This is a genomic window from Arthrobacter globiformis (genome assembly GCF_030817195.1).
Lineage (GTDB): Bacteria > Actinomycetota > Actinomycetes > Actinomycetales > Micrococcaceae > Arthrobacter > Arthrobacter globiformis_D.
Map to the genome: position 1 here is coordinate 4,836,794 of NZ_JAUSYZ010000001.1, position 21,678 is coordinate 4,858,471.

The window sequence follows — 21,678 nt, forward strand, 5'->3', positions numbered from 1 at the left end:
GGCCGCGGCCGCGGGGAGCAAAGCCCTGGGAGCAAAGAGTGGGAGGCGAAAGAGCGGCGGCATGGCTACGCCTCAGGCGGGACAGAAGACTGTCCCGCCTGAGGCGATGCGGCGGGTCAAGGCACCGGCGCGTCGCGTCAAGGCTGTCGAATCCAGCCACCTGCGCGACTAAGCGTATTCAGCGGGAAGACCCTTGGCCTTCAGAACCGCAGGTCCCCCGCTCCGCGACTACGCGTGTTCGACCAGCAGCCCCTTGGCCTTCAGGACCTCTGTCAGGTTGCACAGCTCGATGGTGGTTCCGCCTGCCTTGTAGAGGCCGATGAGCTCGCGCTCGGCGTCGTCACGTTCCTGAGAGAGGCGGATGACTTCCTCGATCTCGTCCTTCCGGACCACAACAACACCGTCGGCGTCGCCGCGCAGGACGTCGCCCGGGTAGATGATCTCGTCACCGAAAACCACAGGGTGGTTGATGGGGCCGATGGTTTCCTTAACAGTGCCCTTGATGGAGACACTGCCGGAGAACACGGGCAGGCCCAGTTCCATGAGGTCCTGGGTGTCGCGGACGCCGGAGTCCGTCACCAGGCCCGCGAGGCCCTTGGCCTTCATGGCATTGCCGAGGACGTCGCCGAACGTGCCGGCTTCCTCGTACTCACCGGCCGCGGCCAGGACTACGTCCCCAGCCTCGGCGTAGTGGATGGCCACCTGCAGCATGAGGTTGTCCCGCGGCGCGCAGCGGACAGTGGTGGCAGGGCCGCAGAAGGACATGCTGCGGTCGATCGGCTTGATCCTGGAGCTGAGCGCTCCCTTGCGGCCTTGTGCCTCGTGGATGGTGGCCGAGGAAAACTGCGCCAGGCGACGGACGGCGTCGGCGTCGGGTCGTTCGATGTTGGTCTTTACATGGATCACGGAATTTTCCTTCATTTGGTGGGGGTAGCTGAGCGCCCGATTGGCGGTGGTTAGCTGAGGGCCCGGACGGCCTTGTCGATGGCTGCGATGGACTCTTCAATGACGTCGAGGCTGGTGGCGTAGGAGATGCGGAAGTACGGGCCCAGTCCGTAGGCCGATCCCTGGATGACGGCGACGGAAGCTGCCTCAAGAAGGTAGAGCGTGAAGTCCTCGTCGTTGGCGATGACCTTCCCCTCCGGGGTGGTTTTGCCCACGGCACCGCCGCAGTTGACGTACGCGTAAAAGGCGCCTTCCGGCGTCGCGCATGAAAGGCCGTCGACGGCGTTTAGCGCGGCTACCGCCGCGTCGCGGCGGCTACGGTAGACCTCCACACTCTCCCGAACGAAGCTCTGGTCGCCGGTGAGCGCGGCGGCGCTGGCGGCCTGGCTCACGGAGGACGGGCAGGAGGAGATCTGCGACTGGAGCTTGTTGATCGCCGCGATCAGCGGCGCCGGCCCGGCGGCGTAACCCAGCCGCCAGCCGGTCATGGCGTAGGCCTTCGAAACGCCGTTGACGGCGAGAACGCGGTCCTTCAGCTCCGGAGCAATCTCCACCAAGCTCGAAATCCGGCCGGAACCGAAGTAGATCTGGTCGTAGATCTCGTCCGTCAGGACGTAGACGTTCGGGAAGTTCGCCAAGACATCCGCCAGGGCCCGTAGTTCCGCCCGGGAGTACACCGCGCCCGTCGGGTTTGACGGGGTGTTCAGGATGACCCACTTGGTCCGCTCGTTCAGCGCCCCGGCCAGGGCTTCGGGGGTCAGCTTGAAGCCCGACTCCTCGCCGCAGGTGACAACCACCGGGGTGCCCTCGTTCGCGAGCACCATGTCCGGGTAGGAAACCCAGTACGGGGCGGGCACCACAACCTCGTCCCCGGCGTCCAGTGAAGCCATGAACGCCGTGAAGATCACCTGCTTGGCGCCACCGCCGATGGTGATCTCAGCCGGGGTGTAGTGGATGCCGCTGCGCAGCTCGATGGTCTGGAGGATCGCCTTCTGCAGTGCCGGCGTACCCGTGACCGAGGTGTACTTCGTCTCGCCCTTGCTGATCGCCTTAACCGCTGCAGCCTTGATGTGCTCAGGGGTATCGAAGTCCGGCTCACCGACTGTCAGGTCCAGGATCCGGCGCCCTTCTGCCTTCAGCTCACGCACGCGAGCCGCTGCGGCCACGCTGGCGGAAGACTTGATGCGGGACACTCGCGATGCAGGTTCAAATTCAGACATGGTCTCTTCCTAGGGAGTCAGGAGGGAGCGATACTCGTTCCTTCGACACTAGGGAATCCCGGCCGGTATGGATAAGACCTAATCTGCGTGGACGGATAAGCGTCTCTTATGGACCGCCGTTGGACCGCCGTCGAACGTCCTGCAGAAGAACACAAAGCAAACTTTTTGGTTATGGCTCCACGCACTATAGGTATTTCCGCCCCGCCGTCCGGTCTGCCTAGCCTTCTACATAAGTCGGGCCCGCTTGGCGGCCGCCATCTGGCCGGCCCAAGCCGGCGCCGTCCGACGTAAATCCGATCCGAGGAGTGCTCTTGGCTGTTTTGCACGATGACGACCGACGGGAGGGCTACTACCGCTACCGGGGGACAGCGAAACCCGATAAGGCCGCTGTCCAGGCGGAAAAGACGCGCAAGCTGCTCAGGGACAGCCGGCAGCGGATTTCCTTCAATGCCACCAGCATGCGCGCCCTCTCCGTCCGGCTGAACCAGCAGATCGCGCAGGCGCTCTGCGACGGCATGAAGATGACGCGCCTCGCCGAAGCCGCGGAGCTCTCCCGCTGGGCGGTCCGCACAGTGGGCCTGTCGGCCGATGACCTGCTCCCGTCGGGGCTGCCAGCTGAGCTGCATCTTGCCGAGATCCGCCAGCTCAAGTCGGAGCTGGCTGAACTTGAACAGTCCAAGACCGTTCTGGAAGACCGCCGTCTCAACCTCCTGGCAGCAGCACGACGGCGGGGAGTTCTGGATGATTATGAGCTCGCCGCCCTCAGCGGTTTGCAGCGCGAAACCATCCGGAAGATGACGTGGGGCGTCCAGCCGGAATCCGGCGCGATCCCGGCGTAATCCGGCACGCGTCGTCGTCGCGTCAAGGCCTAGCGAGGCCGAGCGAGCAAGCGTAGCGTCGAACTGCACGCTGTTGCTGGTTGCTCGGAGGTGGCAACGATGGCTGGATGGAATGCTGATACGGCGGCGGGCCCGTTGGGGGCCGGGACGGTCACTCTGGTCGAGGGATCGTCTTTCTGCATTTCCTTGCCGAACGGGGACATCAGTGCCGATCATCCGCATGGCCTCTTTGTACAGGACGCCCGCATTCTTTCGGGCTGGAGCCTGACGGTTGATGGACTGGCGCTGGAGCCGCTGGCGGCCGAGACGAAGGAGCCGTACCGGGCGCTGTTTGTCGGACGGGTTCCCCGCTCGGACGGCTACGCCGACAGCCCGCTGATCGTGGAGCGGCTACGGGAAGTGGGGGCCGGGATCCAGGAGCAGATCACCGTCCGGAACTACTCCCTCGAGCCGGCCGAATGCATCATCGCGTTGAGGATCGAAGCGGACTTCGCGGACCTCTTCGAGGTGAAAGAGGCACGGATCCAGCGGCGCTGGGACGAAAGCCGGCAGCCCGACGGCGGTGTGCTCACCATTCGTGCGGCCTGGCAGGATGTCCGGAAGGGCGTGGTGGTCCAGGCCCCGGGGGCGGACATTTCGACGGATACCGTGACGTACCGGGCCTCAGTTCCGGCGCACGGACGCTGGAGCACGGTCCTGACCGTGCTGCCCACCATCGAGGGGACCGATTCGGTGACGGCTTTCGTCCATTCTGAGGGGGATGGCTTGTCGCCCCGGGACGTCCGCCGGCGAGAGTGGGTGGCGAAGATCCCGGTCCTGCAGATGGGCAACCGGTCGGTTGAACGGACGTTGCGCCGCAGCTACGACGATCTGGGCGCCCTTCGGATTGAGGACCCCGACCACCCTGAACGTGTCGTGGTGGCCGCCGGGGCGCCCTGGTTCATGACCCTGTTCGGCAGGGACTCGCTGTGGGCTTCAGTAATGGCGATGCCGGTGGACCCGTCCCTGGCGCTGGGCACGCTGCAGACCCTGGCAGACCGCCAGGGATCCGTGGTGGACCCCATGACCGAGGAGGAACCGGGCAAGATCCTCCATGAGGTCCGGCTCGACGTTTCCAGCGGGCTGTCCCTGGGCGGCAAATCGAACTACTACGGCAGCGTCGATGCCACACCCCTGTTCCTGATGGTGCTCGGGGCGGTCAGCCGCTGGGGCTTCGCCGCGGATACCATCGCCGCGTTGCTCCCTCATGCGGACCGTGCGCTCGAGTGGATCATGAAATACGGGGACAAGGACGGCGACGGCTTCGTAGAGTACGAGCGCCTCAATGACCAGGGGCTGATCAACCAGGGCTGGAAGGACTCCTGGGATGGAATCAACTTCGCCAACGGCAAACTGGCCGCGCCGCCGATCGCACTCTGCGAGGTCCAAGCCTACGTGTACGTCGCTTATCTTTCGCGTGCGTGGCTGGCATACGACGCCGGGGACACGGCTTTTGGGAATGAGCTCGCCGACCGGGCGGCCCGGCTGAAGAAACAGTTCAACGAGCAGTTCTGGATCCCTGAACGCGGGTACTACGCCATTGCCCTGGACGGAAAGAAAAGGCAGGTGGACGCGTGCGCGTCGAACATGGGCCACTGCATGTTGCAGGGCCTCATTGACGAGGACAAGGCACCCCAGGTGGCCGAACGGCTGATGTCCCCCGAGATGTTCAGTGGCTGGGGCGTGCGCACCCTGGCCAGCGACATGGGTGCCTACAACCCCGCCAGCTATCACAACGGATCTGTGTGGCCGCACGACAACGCCATCGTCGCGGCCGGTCTCCTCCGCTATGGCTTCGTCGATGAGGCGCAGCGGATCGCCACCGGCATGATGGATGCTGCCGAGTACTCCGACGGCCGGCTCCCCGAGCTGTTCTGCGGTTTCAGCCGGGAACAGCTCGCCGCCCCCGTCCCGTATCCGACAGCGTGCTCGCCGCAGGCCTGGGCGGCGACCGCGCCGATTCAGCTGGTGACGAGCTTGATGCGGTATGACCCGGTGGTTTCCGCCGGCGGCGTCTGGATGGATCCCGTTCTTCCGGAGTCCTTTGGGGACCTGCACATCACCAACGCGCCCCTGGGCGGTGGCCGCATCACCATCGACATTGCCAATTCCGTCCCCTCAGTCCAGGGGCTGCCTGACGGGATGACGTTCCTCCGGGGGCACCGTCCGTGGATGATTGAACTGGTTGAGCAGGCCCATCGCCGCCGAGCGGAAGCGCGGCGCCAGGCGGGACCGTAGGGCGCTCAGGGCGGCCCCCCAGACACCGGCGCTACTAGTCAATCCGGATACCGGAGGCGGACTCCTTCGCGGTTGCCGTACATCTGGCTGGCGGCCCTGCCCCCCGGAACTGATGATCCACACCAGGCCGGAGTCCCGCGTCTTGGAGTCGACGCGGCCGGTGTAGGAGTGCCCGGCGGGAAGCGTGACTTCAACCGTTGCCCCCACCTCGATGGCTGCCCAGTCCTCCGCAGGCTGCAACACGTCGCCGCTGGTTTCCGGCTGCGCATGCCGGCGGCCGCGCCGCCGGGACGTGGCCTTGGCCCGTGTCATGCGACGCCCTCCAGGATCTTGGCCCCTGGCTGCACGGAGACGTAGTCGCCCTTGAAGAAGAGCAGCGGATCGACGTCGGACCGGGCACTCAGCGCGTGGACCGCGGCCACCACAATGGTGTGGTCGCCGCCGTCGTACTCCTGGTGCAGCTCGCAGTCCACCCAGGCCAGGGCGCCGTCGAGGACGGGGTTGCCCAGGGGCGACGGCGAGTGGTCAACGCCGGCGAACTTGTCCGCACCGGACCGCGCGAACTGGGCCGCGAGGTGCTGGTGGTCGGCGGGGAGGATGTTGACGGTGAAGCGGCCCGCCCGGCGCAGCAGCGGCCAGGTGCTGGAGGTCCGTGCCGGGCTGAAGGTGACCAGCGCCGGTTCCAGCGAAAGGGATGCGAAGGACTGGCAGGTGAACCCGGCAGGGCCGTTCTCGGTGACGGCGGTGATCACGGTCAGGCCTGTGGCGAAGTGGCCCAGCACATTGCGGATCCGGCGCGGGCTGAGGTCTGAGAGTTCCGTCATGGCGAGTCCTTTCGAAGCGTGTACACCCAATCAAGCACCTCGCTGCCCGCTTCCAAACCCCGGCTGCAACGAACTGACGCGCATGGAAACGCAGCTTCACCGGCCGAAGCGGGGCGTAACAAAACCACTCTGAATGCGGGCTTTGGGTGACGAAGAACGTCGGAGGATGTCGCTGCTGCGGGAACCGCCGGCGCGGAGCGTTTAGCCTGTGGTGCAGGCTGGCGGCCGGCCTGCACAACGTCAAAGGCGTCCACGCGTGACACTGCCAGGAACGGCAACACAGTACCGGATCCGCGAGGCCACGGAATCGGAGCTCGACACCGTCGGACGCCTGACTTACGAGGGCTTCGGGCACCATCTTCCCGGTGCCCCGGAGCCTGCGCCCGACCGCCTGGAACTGCTGCTCGCTGCCGCGTCACGGGCCAGGGAGGGTGTGCTTCTGGTCGCTGAGGACGCGGCCGACGGCGGCCACCGGCGCCAGCGGCCTGGTGCTCGACACCGGGGCGAACAACGAGCGGTCGCAGCAGCTATACCGGCGCTTCGGCTTTGTCCGGCGGCCGGAACGGGAGCGGCCCCGGCCCGCTCCGAAAGTCCAGCTGGTGGTCTACACACTGGACCTTGCCGGGTACCAGGCGGCGTAGGCGAGCTCCGGCGTAGTCGGGCGCAACGCAGCGACCGAGTTCTACACACAGGGGACATCGGGCCAGAGCATGCCTAGGCTACCGGTACGTGGTGTGCCCGAGAGGCCAGGGAGCGGTCTGCAAAACCGTTTACGCGGGTTCGAATCCCGCCATCACGTCAGGTTCCGGAGGGCGGCTCAGGCTCGGGAGGACGACGGCCAGCACGTACACTCGGGACACTGCCACGGCCACGGTGGTGACGACCGTTCCGCGTGACCGGCTCTTGCCTTTCGGGAACTGCTTGGCGTACTCCTGCGCAGTCCCGAACTCGTCCTGCGCCGGCGTTCCGCCGCGCGCGTCAGTTCCGCGCGGCCTTCGTCGGTAATGGCGAATTGTTTGCGGCCCGGCCCCGCTGTATCGTGCTGCCATTTATGGCTGACCAGCCCCTGCTCCTCGAGGCGCCTCAGCAACGGATATAGCGTCCCGCCCTGGGTCCGGGGAAACCCGCCGGAGCGGAGGACTTCGGCAATCGTAGTCGCGTACTCAGCGCGTAGAACCGACCCCCGCACATTCGGATTTGCGGTAAAAAGCTCCAGTTTTCACCGCAAATAGTGGAGTATGGTGTCATGCCGAAAATTCGCATCTCTGAAGCAGCGCGCTTCCTGGGCGTCAGCGACGACACCGTCCGCCGCTGGACCGAGAACGGGACCCTGACCCCGGTGAAGGACGCCTCCGGCCGGCTGGCCGTCGAGGGGCTTGAACTCGCGCACCTCGCCCGCGACCAGGCGCAGCTGCCCGAGGACCCCACCCGCGTGGGCAGCTCTGCACGCAACCGGTTCGTTGGCCTGGTCACCGGCATCACCGCGGACAAGGTCATGGCCCAGGTGGAGTTGCAGTGCGGCCCCTTCCGCGTCGTCTCCCTGATGAGCAGCGAAGCCGTCAGGGAGCTCGGCCTGGAACTCGGCTCCGTGGCCACCGCCGTGGTCAAGGCCACCACGGTCATCATCGAAACACCCCAGGGAAAGAGCATCATATGAGCATCACCCGCGTGCGCATCAGCGCCCTGCTGGCCGCCGGCGTCCTTGCCGCCGGGCTGTCCGGCTGCGCTGCTCCCAATACCGCGAACGCCAATACCGCGAACGCCAATACCGCGAGCGGCAGTACCGCGAACAGCACGGCCCCGAACGGCAGTTCGACGGCGGCCGGGACCAGCGGCGCCCAGAAGCTGTCCGGCACCGTGACCGTGTTTTCCGCCGCGTCGCTGAAAGCGACCTTCACCAGGATCGCCTCCGAATTCGAAGCCGCGAACCCGGGCACCAAGGTCACGCTCAACTTTGCCGGGTCCTCGGACCTGGCCACCCAGATCAGCCAGGGTGCTCCGGCCGATGTGTTCGCCTCCGCCGACGCCAAGAACATGGCCAAGCTGTCCGAGGCCGGGCTCATCGACGGAACGGCGAGCAACTTCGCCACCAACGTCCTGGAGATCGCGGTTCCGCTGGCCAACCCGGCGTCGATCAGTTCCTTCGCCGACCTGGCGAAGCCGGGCGTCAAGGTGGTGGTCTGCGCACCGCAGGTGCCCTGCGGTTCCGCCACAGAGACGGTGGAGAAGGCCACCGGGACCACCCTGAAACCCGTCAGCGAGGAATCCTCCGTCACCGATGTTCTGGGCAAGGTCACCTCCGGGGAAGCCGACGCCGGCCTGGTCTACGTCACCGACGTCAGGAACGCAGGCGACAAGGTCAAGGGCATCACGTTCAGCGAGTCGCACCGGGCCGTGAACACCTACCCGATCGCCACCGTGGGCAGCAGCAAGAACAAGGAACTGGCCAAGGCCTTCATCGCCATGGTCACCGGCAGCGAAGGCAAGAAGGTCCTCAGTGACGCCGGTTTCGGGACACCGTAGCAAGGCTTGGACGGTCCGCAAAACAAACAGGCGGGACACCCGATACACCGGTGTCCCGCCGTGGGTGTTCGCCCCCGCCTTAGCAGGAGCCCTGTTTGTCCTGCTGCCGCTGGCTGCCATGGTGGCCAAGGTGAACTGGGGGCAGTTCATCCCGCTCATCACCTCGGATCCCTCCCTCACGGCGCTGGGCCTGAGCCTGCGGACCTCGGCCGCCAGCACCTTGCTGTGCATCGTTCTTGGCGTGCCGCTGGCCCTCGTCCTGGCCCGTGCCCGCTTCCCGGGCCAGCGGCTGCTGCGGGCCTTCGTGCTGCTCCCCCTGGTCTTGCCGCCGGTCGTCGGCGGCATCGCCCTGCTCTACACATTCGGCCGGCAGGGCCTGCTCGGGCGGAGCCTGGAACTGGCAGGGATCCAGATCGCCTTCTCCACCACCGCCGTCGTTCTTGCCCAGACGTTCGTGGCGCTGCCGTTCCTGGTGGTCAGCCTCGAGGGCGCCCTGCGCACAGCCGGCACCAAATACGAGGCCGTCGCGGCGACCCTTGGCGCGCGCCCCACCACGGTGCTGCGCCGGGTCAGTATCCCGCTGGTGCTGCCGGGGCTGGCTTCCGGCGCCGTGCTGTCCTTCGCGCGCTGCCTCGGGGAGTTCGGCGCCACCCTGACGTTCGCCGGCAGCCTGCAGGGGGTCACACGCACCCTGCCGCTGGAGATCTACCTGCAGCGCGAAACCGACGCCGACGCCGCCGTCGCGCTCTCGCTGGTGCTGGTCGCGGTGGCCGTCGCCGTCGTCGGACTTTCCTACCGGCGCCCCCGGGCACTGGCCGCAGAGGCAGGACCAACAGCATGACCTTCACACTCAACGCCGCGCTGCACGCGCGCAACTTCGACGTTTCCCTCAACCTCGGGCCGGCCGAAACCGTCGCCGTGCTGGGGCCCAACGGAGCCGGCAAGTCGACACTGCTGGGGATCATCGCCGGGCTCCTCCGCCCGGACAGCGGGCACGCAATGCTCGGACAGAAAACGCTGTTCAACCTCGACGACGGGAACAGCCACTTCCTGCCGCCGCACACCCGGGGAACAGCGCTGCTCGCACAGGAGCCGCTGCTGTTTCCGCACATGAGCGTGCTGGAGAACGTCGCCTTCGGGCCACGGGCGGCCGGCGCGAACCGGGCCAGTGCGCTGCAGACGGCACGGCACTGGCTGGCCGAAGTGGAGGCCGCGGAGTTCGCTGACCGGCGCCCCGGCCAACTCTCGGGCGGCCAGGCACAGCGCGTCGCCATCGCCCGTGCCCTGGCCACGGACCCCGAACTGCTGCTGCTCGACGAACCCATGACGGCCCTCGACATCCATGCCGCCCCCATGCTGCGAAGGCTCCTCAAGCGGGTCCTCGCAAACCGCCGGGCCATCATCATCACGCACGATGTCCTGGACGCGCTCATGCTCGCCGACCGCGCCATCGTGTTCGAGGGTGGGCGGATCACCGAGGAAGGACCCACCCGCGGCGTCCTGGAGAGACCGCGCAGCAAGTTCGCCGCCGGCTTGGCGGGCATGAACCTCCTCCCCGGAACCATCACAGGCCACGGGCTCACGTCCGACGGCGGACTGGACATCACCGCGCACCCCGAGGACGGTGCCGTGCCCGGCCAGGACGGCGTCGCCGTCTTTTCGCCGACGGCGGTCTCGGTCTTCCTGACCGCTGAACACGGCAGCCCGCGGAACTCGTTCGCCGTCACCATCACGGACCTGGAACCCCACGGCGACCAGATCCGCGTCCACGCCGGTGGGCTGTCCGCGGACATCACCCCGGCAGCCTCGGCAGACCTCGGACTCACGCCCGGGATGACCGTCTACTTCGTCATCAAAGCTACGGCCGTCGCCGTTTATCCGGCGTAGCTCGCAAAGTGCAAGGGACGTACGACGGCGGGACCTCCCGCCGTCGTCGTCTTGCCTCTAGTTCTTGACCACTTCCAGCTCGACGACGGCCCAGGACAGCGCCGGCAGGCTCAGCCGGAGTTCGGAGCCGCTTGCCTTCGCGCCTTCGAGCGGCTTCAGGCCCACGCGGTCCGGGCTGCCCTGCGTGTTGATCGTGAAGCGGTCCCCGCCCTCCGGGATTTCCAGGACCTCGGCCCGGAGCACCTGCCGGGCATCAAAGCCGCGCAGGGCCACCTCAACGTCGGCCGCCTCCTCCAGGCCGCGGTTCGCGAAGAACAGCGCCACCCGGCCCGTTTCCTCGTTCCACGTCGCACTGACATCGACGAGGTCGGTGTCGCCAAAGCGGGCATTCCCGTACTTGTCCGAGTCGACGGACAGGCGCAGGATTTGGCCCTTCGCCAGTTCGGCCATCCGGGCGAACGGGTGGAAGATGGTCTGGCGCCAGGCCGGGCCGTTTTCCTCGCTGAAGATCGGGGCAATCACGTTGACCAGCTGCGCCTGGTTGGCGATCTTGACCCGGTCACCGTGGCGGAGCAGCGAGTTGAGCAGGGTGCCGACGACGACGGCGTCCGTCACGTTGTACTTGTCCTCGATGACCCTGGGGTGCTCGCGCCAGCCCGCCTTGGAGACGTTGTGCGGCTGGTCCTCGGTGTCGAGGCCGCGCTGGTACCAGACGTTCCACTCGTCGAAGGACAGGTTGATGTGCTTCTTGTGCTTGCCCTTCGCGCGGACGGCGTCGGCCGTGGCGATCACCGATTCGATGAAATAGTCGGTGTCGACGGCGCTGGCGAGGAAGCTGCCGACGTCGCCGTCGTGCTCCTGGTAGTAGGCGTGCAGCGAGACGTAATCCACCTCCTCGTAGGCGTGGGTCAGGACGGTCTGCTCCCAGGCGCCAAACGTGGGCATTCCGGAGTTGGAGCTGCCGCAGGCCACCAGCTCGATGTCCGGGTCCACGAACCGCATCGCCTTGGCGGCCTCCTGGGCCAGCCGGCCGTATTCCTCGGCGGTCTTGTGGCCGATCTGCCACGGTCCGTCCATTTCGTTGCCGAGGCACCACAGTTTGATGTTGAACGGGTCCTTGTGCCCGTTCTTGGCGCGCAGGTCGGACAGGTAGGTGCCGCCGGGGTGGTTGGCGTACTCCACGACTTCGCGGGCCGCGTCCACTCCCCTGGTGCCCAGGTTGATGGCTTCCATGATTTCGGTGCCCGCCTGCCGGGACCAGTCCACGAACTCGTGCAGGCCGAAGGCGTTGGTCTCGAGGGTGTGCCAGGCGCCGTCGAGCCGGCGGGGGCGGTTTTCCCGGGGGCCGATGCCGTCTTCCCAGTTGTAGCCGGAGACGAAGTTGCCGCCGGGGTAGCGGATGACGGTGGCGCCGAGCTCCTTGACCAGCTTGAGCACGTCCTGCCGGAAGCCGTTGTCGTCGGCCTCCGGGTGGCCGGGCTCGTAGATGCCGGTGTACACGCAGCGGCCCATGTGCTCAACGAAGGAGCCGAAGAGGCGGCGGGGTACTTCCCCGATGGTGAAATCGCGGTCGAGGGTGATCCTTGCGCGGGACATGTGGGGTATCTCCTTGGTTGTGGAACAGGTTCGTTGATAGGCAGTGGAAAGCGAAGGTGCTTAGGTCAGGTACCGGCGAGTCCCGTCGTCGCAACGCCCTTGATGATCTGGCGCTGGAAGAACAGGAAGACCAGGATGAGCGGCAGCGCCGCGAGCAGCGCGGAGGCCATGTTCTGCGCGTACTGGATGCCGTAGGCGCTCTTGATGGTCTGCAGCCCCACCGGGAGGGTCAGGATGGAGCCGTCGTTGGTGGAGATGAAGGGCCAAAGGAAGTTGTTCCAGGCGCTGATAAACACGAAGATCGCGACGGCGGCCAGGATGGGGCGTGAGAGCGGCAGGATGATCTGGGTGAAGATCCGCATCCGGCTGGCACCGTCCATCACCGCGGCCTCCTCGAGTTCACGCGGGATCTGGTCGAAGAACTTCTTGAGCACGAACACCATGGCGGGGTGGATGACCTGCGGCAGGATGATGGCCCACGACGTGTCGATCATGTGCAGTGCCACCATCTGGTAGAACAGCGGGATGATCAACACCGGCGGCGGAATGATGATGGAGGCGATGATCACCGTCATCAGGACCTTCTTGCCGCGGAAGTCGATGCGGGACAGGGCATAGGCCACCAGCGCGGAGATGGCCAGCGTGATCACGGTGATGGCGGCGGAGGTGTAGAGCGAGTTCCACGTCCACAGCGGGATGTTGCCGTCCTGGAACACCTTGATGAACGCGTCGGCGGTAAAGCCCGACGGCGGGATCCAGCTTACTTTCGGCGCCGCGGCATCCGTCTCGCTCTTGAAGGCGGTAACGGTTGCCCAGGCGAAGGGGACAATCCAGAGGACGGCCAGGATCGCGGCGACCGCCAGGACGGCGGCCCTGCCCACTGTCATCTTCTTCCGGGGCTGGCGGAGTTGTGCGGCGGACGTGCTGCGGGGGGCGGGGCGGGTCAGCGTGTGGGTTGCCATGGTTATGCACTCCTGCGGCGAGTGATGAAGAACTGCATGGCCGAGACGGCCACGATCAGCCCGAAGAAGATGTAGGAGATGGCTGCGGAGTAGCCCAGCCGGTAGCCGGTAAACCCGGTTTCGAAGATGTACTGCACCACCGGCCGGGTGGAGCCGGCGGGGCCGCCGGCGGTCATCTGGTACACCTGGTCGAAGATTTTCAGTGAGGCCAGGATCTGCAGGAGCGCGATCATCACGGTGGTCGGGGTCAGCTGCGGCAGCGTGATGGAGAAGAACTGCCGCCACGCTCCGGCGCCGTCCAGGGATGCGGCCTCGTAGTGCTGGGCGGGAATGTTCTGCATGGCGGCCAGGTACAGCAGGAAGTTGAAGCCCACAGTCCACCAGAGGGTGGCGATGACGATGGACCACATGGCCACGTTCGGGTCATTCAGCCAGGCCACCTTGGGAAGCCCAATTTTCGCGAGGGAGTCGTTGATGAGGCCCAGCTGCGGGTTGTACATCCAGGAGAAGAAGAGGGAGACCACTGTGGAGGCAAGTAGGTACGGGGCAAAGTAGGAGAGCCGCCACAGCCACTGGGCCGGCAGCCCGACGTTGACCAGTGCGGCCATGGCGAGGGCAACGAGTACCAGGGGGACCGTGCTGATCACCGTGAAATAGAGCGTGTTGCCGAGGGAATGCCACATGTCGGCGTCGGCCAGGGCTTCGGCGTAGTTGGCCAGGCCGATCAGGCTGTCATTGGCTCCCGTAAGTGACTTCCCGGTGAGGCTCATGTACAGGCCGTACAGCAGGGGCCAGACGAGGAAGACCAGGAAGAACGCCAGGAACGGGGCGGCAAAGCCCCAGCCGTTGACGTTGTCCCGGGTCCGGCGAGGACTGGAGGTTTCTGAACCGGACGCGCTGTTAGGGAACGGGTTTCTGCGGGGCTGGCCGGGCATGGACTGCGCCGTCTGCTCGGCGCCTTGGGATGTTGCTAAGGAACTCATCGGGGACTCCTTTGTCGCTCAGTGCTTTCGGAAGCTCAGTGGCCTCAGACCGGGTTGGGCCGGGAAAGAAGGGTGTTGGTGCGCCGCACAAAGGCGTCCCAGCCATCGGCTGCCTTGTCGCGGCCGAGGAGTACGTTCTGCACGTTTTCCGCGAAGTACGTCTGCCAGTCCGAACCCGAACCGCTGAACCAGGCCTCGGGATCGTAGGCGATGATGTCCGCGGCGCTGGCGTAGTGGATCTGGGGGGTGAGTTCCCGGTAAGCCTGGGACTGCACAATCGGCTGGTAGGCAGGAATGTGGCCGGCCTCCGCCCAGGACAGCGAGCCCTTGAGCATGTCGCTGACGAACTTGTACACGTCCCGGCGCTTCTCGTCGTCGACGTTCAGCTGCCGGGGCAGCACGAAGGAATGCGAGTCCGCGTAGGACGCCGGCGTCCCGTAGAGCGTGGGGATGGTGGCGGCGTCCACCGGCAGGTCCGCTTTCTTGAAGGTGGGGAGTTCCCACACGCCGCTGAACAGCATCCCTGAACCGCCGCGGGCAAATTCGGCGATGCCCGTCCCGATGTCACCGCTCTTGGCGGCGACGGTGTCATCGAACAGCGAGGCCATGAATGCCAGGGATTCAACGGCGGCATCCCGGTCAGCCTTCATCGGCTGGCCAGGAGTGAGTTCCATGTCCGCCCCGTGCTGCTTGTAGAGCGTGTAGAACAGGCGCCACATCTGCGACCCGCTGCCGAGGTAGCCGAAGGACAGGCCGTGCGCCTGCGTCACCTTCTGCATCTCGCGGGCCATCGCAAGGAAGTCCTGCGGCGAAGTCACTTCCTGCAACTGCCCGTTGGCGGCCAGTACCCCCGCCTTGCCGGCGACGTCGGTGTTGTAGAACATGACGAAGGGGTGGGAGTCCAGCGCGATGGAGAACACGTTGCCGTCGTGCTGGCTCTTGTCCCAGATCCGCGGGGCGAAGCTCTCCGCCGTCACGCCGTGTTCTGCCAGCAGGGACATGTCCCACGGATCGATGAGTCCGCCCGGCGCATACCCGGGGACGCGGCTGGCGTGCATGATGGCAAGCTCCGGGGGTCGGCCGCCGGCTGACGCCATGGCCAGCTTGGTGTAGTACGGCGGGCCCCACGCGAGGACGGTCGGATGGACCTTGAAGCCGGGGTTGGCCCCGTTCGCCGCGCGGATCATGGCCTGCATCTTGATGCCGTCACCGCCGGACAGCAGATGCCAGAACGCAATGTCCCGGACGGCGGCCGCCGAGGCGGTTCCGCCGCAGCCTGTGAGGCCGGCCGCGGCAAAGACACTGCCCAGGGCCGCGGTTCCTGCCAGCAACTGCCGCCGCGACACCTGTTTGCCGGACAACTGTTTCCCGGCGAAAAAATCAAACTGCTTCACCCGTCACTCCTTTGGATGGGTCCGCTGAAAGTAATCCTTGTGGCACCGCGCCAGCCTTTCCGGCCCCTTGCATCCCGGATCCGGTAAGACTTGGCGTGTGACGCAGACCTCACATTACATCGTTGTAAAACGGGGCACAAGGAAAAATTGTTAGCGCCAACAATCTGATGTGACGGTCTCGCTTACCTGCGCGTGCTGTCCCGCTCAATGATCCTGTAATCGACGGTGACCACGCGCTGCCCGCCGGCCCGGTCGGTCATTCGCTCGGTGAGCAGGCGCAGGGCCTCAATGGCCACGCGGCGCTTGTCGAAGGACACGGTGGTGAGCGACGGCACGGCATATTGCCCGTCGGCGATGTCGTCAAAGCCCGCCACCGCCACGTCGTCCGGAACCTTGATTCCGCGCTTCCACAGCACGCTGAGCGCGCCGATGGCCATGGAGTCGGTGAAGCAGAACAGCGCGTCCGGGAGCGGGTGTGAATCGAGGTAGGAAGCAAGCGCACCCGCCGCCGTCTGGGGCGTCCACTTTTCACAGGGGATCAGCAGCGAGCCGTCCCGGCCAATGCCGAGTTCCTCAAGCGCGGCCTGGTAGCCGCGGGTGCGCAGAACCGCTGCTGCGGAGTGCCGGCCTTCGGCAGTCCCCAGCACGGCAATGCGGTGCCGGCCAGTCCGGGCCAGCGCGAGGGTCATGTCGCGGGCGGCGGCAACACTGTCCACCCACACCCGGTCGGCCAGCTGCTGGGATACTTCCCCCAGCAGGACCACCGGAGGCAGGGAGACACCAACCTTGACGGCGCTCTCGTCCAGCACCACAGGGTTGAGGATCAGGCCGTCGATCAGGTTGGACCGCGCCCGGGACATCAGTTCGTATTCGCGGCGGGGATCGGACCCGGTTTCCTCGATCTGGACGCTCCAGCCCTGTTCGTGGGCGACCTCCACGACGTGGTGCGCGATCTCGGCGGAGTACGGCGTGGCCAGGTCCGGCAGCGCCAGGGCAATGACGCCGGACCTGCCGTTGCGCAGGCCCCGGGCGGAGAGGTTGGGCACATAGTCGAGTTCGAGGATGGCCTGCTCGACCTTGAGCCGGGTGGTTCCGCTGACCGGCACCACACCGTTCATCACGTTCGAGACAGTCTTGGGCGAAACCCCGGCACGGCGCGCGACGTCCTTGACCGTTGCGCGCACTGCTCCCCTTTCAAAGACGGATGTGAACGATGTTACAGCCCGCTACCCGGCCTGGCTGGCACCGGCAGCCAGCCCGGCCTTCCGGCGTCGGCCATTCAACAGAATCCAAAAAGCGCCGCCGACGACGACCGCCGCCAGCCCGCCGGCCACGGCGGGCAGGGCGTTCCAGGAACCGGCGGACGGTTGTGCGCCGGCGGCTGGTTGCGTCGCCGCCTCCGGCGCCGGGGTTGCGGCCGGCGCTGCCGCCGTCGGCACCCCGGACGCAAGCGGCGTTGCCGCCAGTGCATCCTTGGAGTACCGGACCACCGACCCCCGTCCGGGGCCGGATCCGGGGCTGCTCACGATGACCGAACCGTCCGGGGCCACCGCCAGGTGACCGGGGCCGCCGTCGGTGGGGATGGAGCCTGCCACTTCCTTCGCGTGGGAACGAATCACGGACAGCTTCTCCGTCAGCAGGCTCGTCACGTACAGGGAGCCGTCCAGTGCGATGGCTACGTCCTGCGGCCCTCCCCCGATGTAGATCCGCTCAGCCACGGTGTCGGCGCCGGGTTTGATCACGGCGATGTCGTTGGACTTGATGTTGGCTACATAGACGGTTCCGTCTGGTCCCGCAGCGATCCCGTGCGGTTCCTGTGACGTACCGGTGTTGGAGATCAGCTCGATGGTTTTTGAGACGGTGTCCACCCCTGCCGGGATCACGGAGACCGTCCCTGCGACCTGGTTGGTCACGAACGCGGTTCCGTCCTTCGCCACCGCTATTTCCGCCGGGCCTGCCCCTACTTCGATAGTCCGGTCCACCGCCGTCGCCTGCGGCGCAATGACTGAAACGGTGTTTCCCGTGGAGTTGGCGACGTACACCGTTCCGTCCGGTCCGACGGCGAGCGGATGGAACCCGGCGGACACCGGAATGGTCCGTGCCATGTCGGCATCTCCGGCCGGAATAACGCCGACGGCGCTCTGGTCCCCGTCCGCCGTGGCCGCATACAGGGTACCGTCCGGGCCGAGCGCGAGCCCTGTGGTGACGTGTCCTCCGGTGCTGATGGTGCGGGACGGCTTGGTGGCACCGGGGGGAACCACGAAGATGCCGCCGCCCTGGCCGTAATTGCCGAGGTAGGCCGTGCCGTCTGCCGCAATGGCCATCCGTACGGGTGTGCCGGAGACGGAGATTGCGGCTTCGTCAGGTGCCGCCACCGCCGGGGCGGAACCCAGGGACAAAATTGCTCCGAAAACGGCAGTGAACGTGGCCCAGCGGTACTTCATCAAATTTCCCCCAACAGATTCCTTAATAATGCTTCGGCGTGACCCAAGGAAGCCTACTAGCTGCCGCACAGCGACCATTGACCGGCGCCTCCGTAGTCCGAATAGTGGGGGCATGGCAACAGCGATTTCCGATGCAGAGTTCTCTTCCGCCGACGGCGTCGCGGAGTGGCGGGTGCTGTTCTGGGGTGCGAAAACACTTTATGAGACAGGCGACTTTGCTACTGGGGCGAAGTTTGTTGCCGCGATCGCAGAGGCCGCCGAAGCCATGGGCCACGCCCCGCTCGTGGACCTCAGGCCGGACACGGTGACAGTCCAGGTCATCACACCGGGTGTGGGCCTGAGCGACCGCGACCTCGAGCTTGCCCGCAGCATCTCCGGCATTGCCGCCCGACTGCGGCTGAAGTCGGATCCCTCGGCCGTGCAGCACGTGCAGCTCGCATTCGACACCGCGGACCGGCCGGCCGTGATGGAGTTCTGGCGGGCGGCGCTGGGCTACGTCGCCGTCGGGGACGAGGACCTCATCGAACCCAACCTCATAGGCCCACCCGCGTGGTTCCAGGACAAGGAGTTCGTTCCGCCGCGCAACCGCATTCACATGGACGTCTCGGTCCCGCACGACCAGGCGCAGGCGCGCATTGATGCGATCGTGGCCGCCGGCGGCCGTGTCCTGGGCGACCGTTACGCGCCTGCGTGGGTGTCCCTCATCGACCCCGAAGGGAATGTGGTGGACATTTGCACCTGGCAGGGGCGCAACTGACGCTCCGCCAGCAGTGCATCCTCTTCCTATGCGTCCAGGAAACGCAGCAGCTGCGGCAGAGTTGCAAGCATGGGACGCAGGTCGCCGTCGCTGGGGGCGAGTTCGCCGAGGTAGTCGCCGTGGCCGCCGGGCACAATCAGCAGGCGGGCACCGGGGATGGCGCGGGACATCCGCACGGCGTGCTCGGGACTCATCACGTCCTGGTCGGCGCAGAGCACCAGGGTTGGCGCGGTGATCCTGCCAAGCTCCTGCTCGGACCAGCCCTCGAAGCCGACGATGCGCTGCCGGTCCAGCTCGAACAGCCGCTCAAGGTGCCCGGGTTCGGGATTGAGGCTGCGGTCCGCGTCCATGTAGGCAGCCGGCATGTTGTCCAGGGTGGCAGTTTTCATGCCCTCCCAGAATTCGTCGGGCACCGCGTCCCGGCTGAAGAACGTGGAGGCTGCGACGAGGCGGCGCACCCTCGCGGGGTGCTGCATGGCCAGGGCGAGGGCGGTGTGGCCGCCGGCGCTGAAACCAAGCACGTCCACCGAGTGTTGTGTCGGTTGTCGGGCGGCCGTGGAGCTCGTAGTACATGCGGAGCTCGCCGTTGGCCGCGTATCCATGGGTGAAAGTCACACGGCATCCTAACGTCGCGTGGTTACGGGTGGGTAGGGGCGCTGCGGCCTGCGGGGGCCAGCAGACGGGCTCGCCGCCTGACCCGAACGCCACCGATCAGTCGCCCACGGCGTCACGGCCGCGCCGCACGATGAGCGGGTCGGGTTCGTAGACCACGGAGGTGTCCTTGCCCTCGTAGTCGAACTGGTTCAGGAAGAAGCGCATCGCGTTGACCCGCCCGCGTTTCTTGTCGTTGGACTTGATGGTGATCCACGGTGCGTGGTCCGTGTCAGTGCGCAGGAATGTCTGCTCCTTGGCCTCCGTGTAGTCCTCCCACCTGTCCAGGGAGGCCAGGTCCACGGGCGAGAGTTTCCAGCGCCGGACCGGGTCGATCTGGCGGATCGCGAAGCGCGTGCGCTGCTCGCGGCGGGTCACGGAAAACCAGAACTTATTGAGGTGGATCCCGGAGTCCACAAGCATCTTCTCAAACTCCGGGACCTGCCCCATGAAGATGCGGTACTCCTCGTCCGTGCAGAACCCCATGACACGTTCCACGTTGGCGCGGTTGTACCAGGAGCGGTCGAACATCACGATCTCGCCCGCCGTCGGAAGGTGCTGGATGTAGCGCTGGAAGTACCACTGCCCCAGTTCCCGGTCGGAAGGCTTGCCCAGCGCCACCGTCCTTGCGGTGCGGGGATCCAGGTGTTCGGTGAAGCGTTTGATGGTTCCGCCCTTGCCGGCTGCGTCCCTGCCCTCAAACACAATCACGTTCTTGAGGCCGTGATCCTGGCCCCAGTACTGGAACTTCAGCAGCTCAATCTGCAGCAGGTATTTCTCCATCTCGTATTCCTGCCGCGACATCCGCAGCGCGTAGGGGTAGTCCTCCCGCCACGTCTCCACCGCCGAACCACCGGGGTCGATGAGCTCCGGGTCTTCGCCCTGGCTGCCGCTGACCGTGTAACCCGATTCCACGAGGTCATCGATGGCCTGGCGCAGGTTTTCCCGGACCCACCAGTCTTCTCCAGCCACCCACGGATTGTTGGACTCTGCCATCCGGATCTCCCCTCCTGTCTGCCGCTTTCGTTGTAACCCTGGCGGCCATTCCCCCGCAAGGCTGGCGCCAGCCCTCCCGTCCCGGGTTAGGGCGCAGGGACGACAATCACCGGGCGGCGCTGGATGCGCATGAGCCGGGCAGACACGGACTGTTCCAGCAGCCTGCTGAGGGTGGCCAGGGCGCCGTGGCGTGGACCTCCGACGACGATGGCCGAGGCACCGGTGCTGTCGGCCAGCCGTGCAAGCGCCTCCGGAACGGACCCGTTCAGCACGCGGAGGGACCATGTGTCTCCGGGGATGCCCAGGACCGCTTGCAGCGCTGAACGCACATCCGCTGCCGGGAACAACGATTCGGGGTTGGGTTGGGGGTCAATGTAACCTGCCGTCCGGGTGCCTGCGGCGTCGAATTCGGCCAAGTACCCGGACGGGTCCACGAACGCGCAGACGAGGTGCACGCCCAGTCCGTCCGCGAGCTCGGTTGCGCGCACGATCAGCCGCCGCGGCGGGGCCCATGGCACCCCCGACGATCAGGGGTCCGTGTGTCCACACGGACCCCTGATCCCGGTCGAAGGGAAGATCATCCATCGGCTGGCAGGGTCCTCGTCACCGAATAAGTCCTCGTCACGAATAGGGACGACGGCGCAGCGCCAGGCAGCTCGAAGCGACTGCGCAGCTACGAGGCGGCTGGGTCCAGGTGCGCGCCCTTGATCTCGGGAGGCGTCGCGCCCTGGATGACCCAGCGGTTGCCGTCCGGGTCGCTGAGGAAGGCGAACTTCACCCCGCCCATGTCCTGGACGTCGCTGATGCCGGCGCCGCGCTCCTGCAGTTCGGCGCGGACGGCGTCGATGTCGAGCACGACGAGCTGCAGCCCTTCGAGGCTTCCCGGTGGCATGCTGGTCATTCCCGTGCCGATGACGATGGAGGCAGCGGAACCGGGCGGCGTCAGCTGCACGACCCTCATACCGGGGATGTGTTCCACGTCGTGGTCCAGGACAAAGCCCAGCTTCTCCACGTAGAACGACTTAGACCTGTCCACGTCGGCGACGGGTACTTGCACAACTTCAAGGCGCATCTCCATGCGCCCCACCCTACGGCAACCATGACCGGGCTCAGCTGGAGGATGGGCGAGCCGGCGGCTTCGACTCGGAGCGGCGCCTGGCAACCTTGAGCCCACGCTTCCGGGCCAGAACACCCCGCTTTGGGACGTGGTTCTCATGGCTCTGGCGCTCCTTCATGCGCAGCGCCTTCGTCTGCTGCCTCAAAGCACGCCGTTCATCCCTATTGATCCTTGAGAGCAACAGCACCGGAACAGCGAGCCACAGCAGCGCCACCACGAACACCAAGACAATTGACACCAGCGGCTCCATGCAACAAGTCTAT

General features: G+C 66.2%; 23 protein-coding genes and 1 tRNA gene. 9 read left to right on the forward strand and 15 right to left on the reverse strand.

What is annotated here, in order from left to right:
- Positions 1-228 precede the first annotated feature (228 nt).
- Entirely contained in the window at positions 229-906 is a 678-nt protein-coding gene (locus QF036_RS22210; RefSeq protein WP_307105326.1) for a 4-carboxy-4-hydroxy-2-oxoadipate aldolase/oxaloacetate decarboxylase, read from the reverse strand.
- A 50-nt stretch (positions 907-956) separates the two neighbouring features.
- Positions 957-2,165: an aspartate transaminase gene (locus tag QF036_RS22215; protein ID WP_307105327.1), complete on the reverse strand. Its 1,209-nt coding sequence runs from the start codon at positions 2,163-2,165 to the stop codon at positions 957-959.
- A 305-nt stretch (positions 2,166-2,470) separates the two neighbouring features.
- Here QF036_RS22215 and QF036_RS22220 point away from each other — a divergent pair, with 305 nt between their 5' ends.
- Together QF036_RS22220 and QF036_RS22225 are read left to right on the forward strand one after the other, a co-directional pair.
- Positions 2,471-3,004, forward strand: coding sequence for a hypothetical protein (locus tag QF036_RS22220; RefSeq protein WP_307105328.1), 534 nt, complete (start codon positions 2,471-2,473; stop codon positions 3,002-3,004).
- Positions 3,005-3,103: 99 nt separating this feature from the next.
- Positions 3,104-5,281 (forward strand): amylo-alpha-1,6-glucosidase, encoded by a 2,178-nt coding sequence (locus tag QF036_RS22225; RefSeq protein ID WP_307105329.1) that lies wholly within the window; start codon positions 3,104-3,106, stop codon positions 5,279-5,281.
- Positions 5,282-5,589: 308 nt separating this feature from the next.
- Here QF036_RS22225 and QF036_RS22230 read toward each other — a convergent pair whose 3' ends face one another.
- Positions 5,590-6,105, reverse strand: a complete 516-nt coding sequence (locus tag QF036_RS22230) for a flavin reductase family protein (RefSeq protein WP_307105330.1) — start codon at positions 6,103-6,105, stop codon at positions 5,590-5,592.
- Positions 6,106-6,470: 365 nt separating this feature from the next.
- Between QF036_RS22230 and QF036_RS22235 the strand changes: the two genes are divergently transcribed.
- Both QF036_RS22235 and QF036_RS22240 read left to right on the forward strand, forming a co-directional pair.
- Positions 6,471-6,746, forward strand: a complete 276-nt coding sequence (locus QF036_RS22235; RefSeq protein ID WP_307105331.1) for a hypothetical protein — start codon at positions 6,471-6,473, stop codon at positions 6,744-6,746.
- Between the two features lie 87 nt (positions 6,747-6,833).
- Positions 6,834-6,904, forward strand: a tRNA-Cys gene (locus QF036_RS22240).
- 18 nt (positions 6,905-6,922) lie between these two features.
- Here QF036_RS22240 and QF036_RS22245 read toward each other — a convergent pair.
- Entirely contained in the window at positions 6,923-7,294 is a 372-nt protein-coding gene (locus QF036_RS22245) for a PadR family transcriptional regulator (RefSeq protein WP_307105332.1), read from the reverse strand.
- A 57-nt stretch (positions 7,295-7,351) separates the two neighbouring features.
- Here QF036_RS22245 and QF036_RS22250 point away from each other — a divergent pair, with 57 nt between their 5' ends.
- The 4 genes from QF036_RS22250 to QF036_RS22265 are packed head-to-tail and all read left to right on the forward strand — an operon-like array spanning position 7,352 to position 10,515.
- Complete coding sequence (locus QF036_RS22250) at positions 7,352-7,762, forward strand: TOBE domain-containing protein (RefSeq protein ID WP_043417530.1); 411 nt, start codon at positions 7,352-7,354, stop codon at positions 7,760-7,762.
- The gene (gene modA / locus QF036_RS22255) at positions 7,759-8,628 is read left to right on the forward strand and encodes a molybdate ABC transporter substrate-binding protein (protein ID WP_307105333.1); all 870 of its coding nucleotides are present in this window, start codon (positions 7,759-7,761) and stop codon (positions 8,626-8,628) included. The genes QF036_RS22250 and modA overlap by 4 nt, the downstream gene beginning before the upstream one ends.
- Entirely contained in the window at positions 8,603-9,469 is an 867-nt protein-coding gene (locus QF036_RS22260) for an ABC transporter permease (protein ID WP_307105334.1), read from the forward strand. Before modA ends, QF036_RS22260 begins: the two co-directional genes overlap by 26 nt.
- Positions 9,466-10,515, forward strand: a complete 1,050-nt coding sequence (locus tag QF036_RS22265; RefSeq protein ID WP_307105335.1) for a sulfate/molybdate ABC transporter ATP-binding protein — start codon at positions 9,466-9,468, stop codon at positions 10,513-10,515. Before QF036_RS22260 ends, QF036_RS22265 begins: the two co-directional genes overlap by 4 nt.
- A gap of 57 nt (positions 10,516-10,572) precedes the next feature.
- On the opposite strand, the gene arfA is transcribed toward QF036_RS22265, so the two are convergent.
- The 6 genes from arfA to QF036_RS22295 all read right to left on the reverse strand — a co-directional run bounded on the left by arfA (position 10,573) and on the right by QF036_RS22295 (position 17,894).
- Positions 10,573-12,111, reverse strand: coding sequence for an arabinosylfuranosidase ArfA (gene arfA / locus QF036_RS22270; RefSeq protein WP_307105336.1), 1,539 nt, complete (start codon positions 12,109-12,111; stop codon positions 10,573-10,575).
- A gap of 65 nt (positions 12,112-12,176) precedes the next feature.
- The gene (locus QF036_RS22275; protein WP_307105337.1) at positions 12,177-13,073 is read right to left on the reverse strand and encodes a carbohydrate ABC transporter permease; all 897 of its coding nucleotides are present in this window, start codon (positions 13,071-13,073) and stop codon (positions 12,177-12,179) included.
- Positions 13,074-13,075: 2 nt separating this feature from the next.
- On the reverse strand, positions 13,076-14,056 hold the full coding sequence (locus tag QF036_RS22280; protein WP_373460220.1) for a carbohydrate ABC transporter permease: 981 nt from the start codon (positions 14,054-14,056) through the stop codon (positions 13,076-13,078).
- A gap of 44 nt (positions 14,057-14,100) precedes the next feature.
- The gene (locus QF036_RS22285; RefSeq protein ID WP_307105338.1) at positions 14,101-15,450 is read right to left on the reverse strand and encodes an extracellular solute-binding protein; all 1,350 of its coding nucleotides are present in this window, start codon (positions 15,448-15,450) and stop codon (positions 14,101-14,103) included.
- 182 nt (positions 15,451-15,632) lie between these two features.
- Complete coding sequence (locus QF036_RS22290; protein WP_307105339.1) at positions 15,633-16,634, reverse strand: LacI family DNA-binding transcriptional regulator; 1,002 nt, start codon at positions 16,632-16,634, stop codon at positions 15,633-15,635.
- 42 nt (positions 16,635-16,676) lie between these two features.
- Entirely contained in the window at positions 16,677-17,894 is a 1,218-nt protein-coding gene (locus QF036_RS22295; protein ID WP_307105340.1) for a Vgb family protein, read from the reverse strand.
- A 112-nt stretch (positions 17,895-18,006) separates the two neighbouring features.
- On the opposite strand from QF036_RS22295, the gene QF036_RS22300 reads away from it, so the two are divergent.
- Entirely contained in the window at positions 18,007-18,651 is a 645-nt protein-coding gene (locus QF036_RS22300) for a VOC family protein (RefSeq protein WP_307105341.1), read from the forward strand.
- Between the two features lie 26 nt (positions 18,652-18,677).
- Here QF036_RS22300 and QF036_RS22305 read toward each other — a convergent pair whose 3' ends face one another.
- From QF036_RS22305 to QF036_RS22325, 5 genes are all read right to left on the reverse strand, one after another.
- The gene (locus QF036_RS22305) at positions 18,678-19,178 is read right to left on the reverse strand and encodes an alpha/beta fold hydrolase (protein ID WP_307105342.1); all 501 of its coding nucleotides are present in this window, start codon (positions 19,176-19,178) and stop codon (positions 18,678-18,680) included.
- A gap of 184 nt (positions 19,179-19,362) precedes the next feature.
- Positions 19,363-20,298 carry a polyphosphate kinase 2 gene (gene ppk2 / locus QF036_RS22310; RefSeq protein ID WP_307105343.1) on the reverse strand — a complete coding sequence of 312 codons (936 nt, stop codon included), beginning with the start codon at positions 20,296-20,298 and terminating at the stop codon, positions 19,363-19,365.
- A gap of 86 nt (positions 20,299-20,384) precedes the next feature.
- Positions 20,385-20,786 carry a universal stress protein gene (locus QF036_RS22315; protein ID WP_307105344.1) on the reverse strand — a complete coding sequence of 134 codons (402 nt, stop codon included), beginning with the start codon at positions 20,784-20,786 and terminating at the stop codon, positions 20,385-20,387.
- A gap of 185 nt (positions 20,787-20,971) precedes the next feature.
- Positions 20,972-21,376, reverse strand: a complete 405-nt coding sequence (locus QF036_RS22320; RefSeq protein WP_307105345.1) for a VOC family protein — start codon at positions 21,374-21,376, stop codon at positions 20,972-20,974.
- Between the two features lie 31 nt (positions 21,377-21,407).
- Positions 21,408-21,653 (reverse strand): hypothetical protein, encoded by a 246-nt coding sequence (locus tag QF036_RS22325; RefSeq protein ID WP_307105346.1) that lies wholly within the window; start codon positions 21,651-21,653, stop codon positions 21,408-21,410.
- Between the last annotated feature and the right edge of the window lie 25 nt (positions 21,654-21,678).

Coding starts and splice junctions, on each gene's coding strand:
- QF036_RS22215 (WP_307105327.1), bottom strand. CDS start 2,165: ATGTCTGAATTTGAACCTGCATCGCGAGTGTCCCGCATCAAGTCTTCC.
- QF036_RS22225 (WP_307105329.1), top strand. CDS start 3,104: ATGGCTGGATGGAATGCTGATACGGCGGCGGGCCCGTTGGGGGCCGGG.
- QF036_RS22230 (WP_307105330.1), bottom strand. CDS start 6,105: ATGACGGAACTCTCAGACCTCAGCCCGCGCCGGATCCGCAATGTGCTG.
- QF036_RS22250 (WP_043417530.1), top strand. CDS start 7,352: ATGCCGAAAATTCGCATCTCTGAAGCAGCGCGCTTCCTGGGCGTCAGC.
- modA (WP_307105333.1), top strand. CDS start 7,759: ATGAGCATCACCCGCGTGCGCATCAGCGCCCTGCTGGCCGCCGGCGTC.
- QF036_RS22265 (WP_307105335.1), top strand. CDS start 9,466: ATGACCTTCACACTCAACGCCGCGCTGCACGCGCGCAACTTCGACGTT.
- arfA (WP_307105336.1), bottom strand. CDS start 12,111: ATGTCCCGCGCAAGGATCACCCTCGACCGCGATTTCACCATCGGGGAA.
- QF036_RS22275 (WP_307105337.1), bottom strand. CDS start 13,073: ATGGCAACCCACACGCTGACCCGCCCCGCCCCCCGCAGCACGTCCGCC.
- QF036_RS22280 (WP_373460220.1), bottom strand. CDS start 14,056: ATGAGTTCCTTAGCAACATCCCAAGGCGCCGAGCAGACGGCGCAGTCC.
- QF036_RS22295 (WP_307105340.1), bottom strand. CDS start 17,894: ATGAAGTACCGCTGGGCCACGTTCACTGCCGTTTTCGGAGCAATTTTG.
- QF036_RS22300 (WP_307105341.1), top strand. CDS start 18,007: ATGGCAACAGCGATTTCCGATGCAGAGTTCTCTTCCGCCGACGGCGTC.
- ppk2 (WP_307105343.1), bottom strand. CDS start 20,298: ATGGCAGAGTCCAACAATCCGTGGGTGGCTGGAGAAGACTGGTGGGTC.
- QF036_RS22320 (WP_307105345.1), bottom strand. CDS start 21,376: ATGGAGATGCGCCTTGAAGTTGTGCAAGTACCCGTCGCCGACGTGGAC.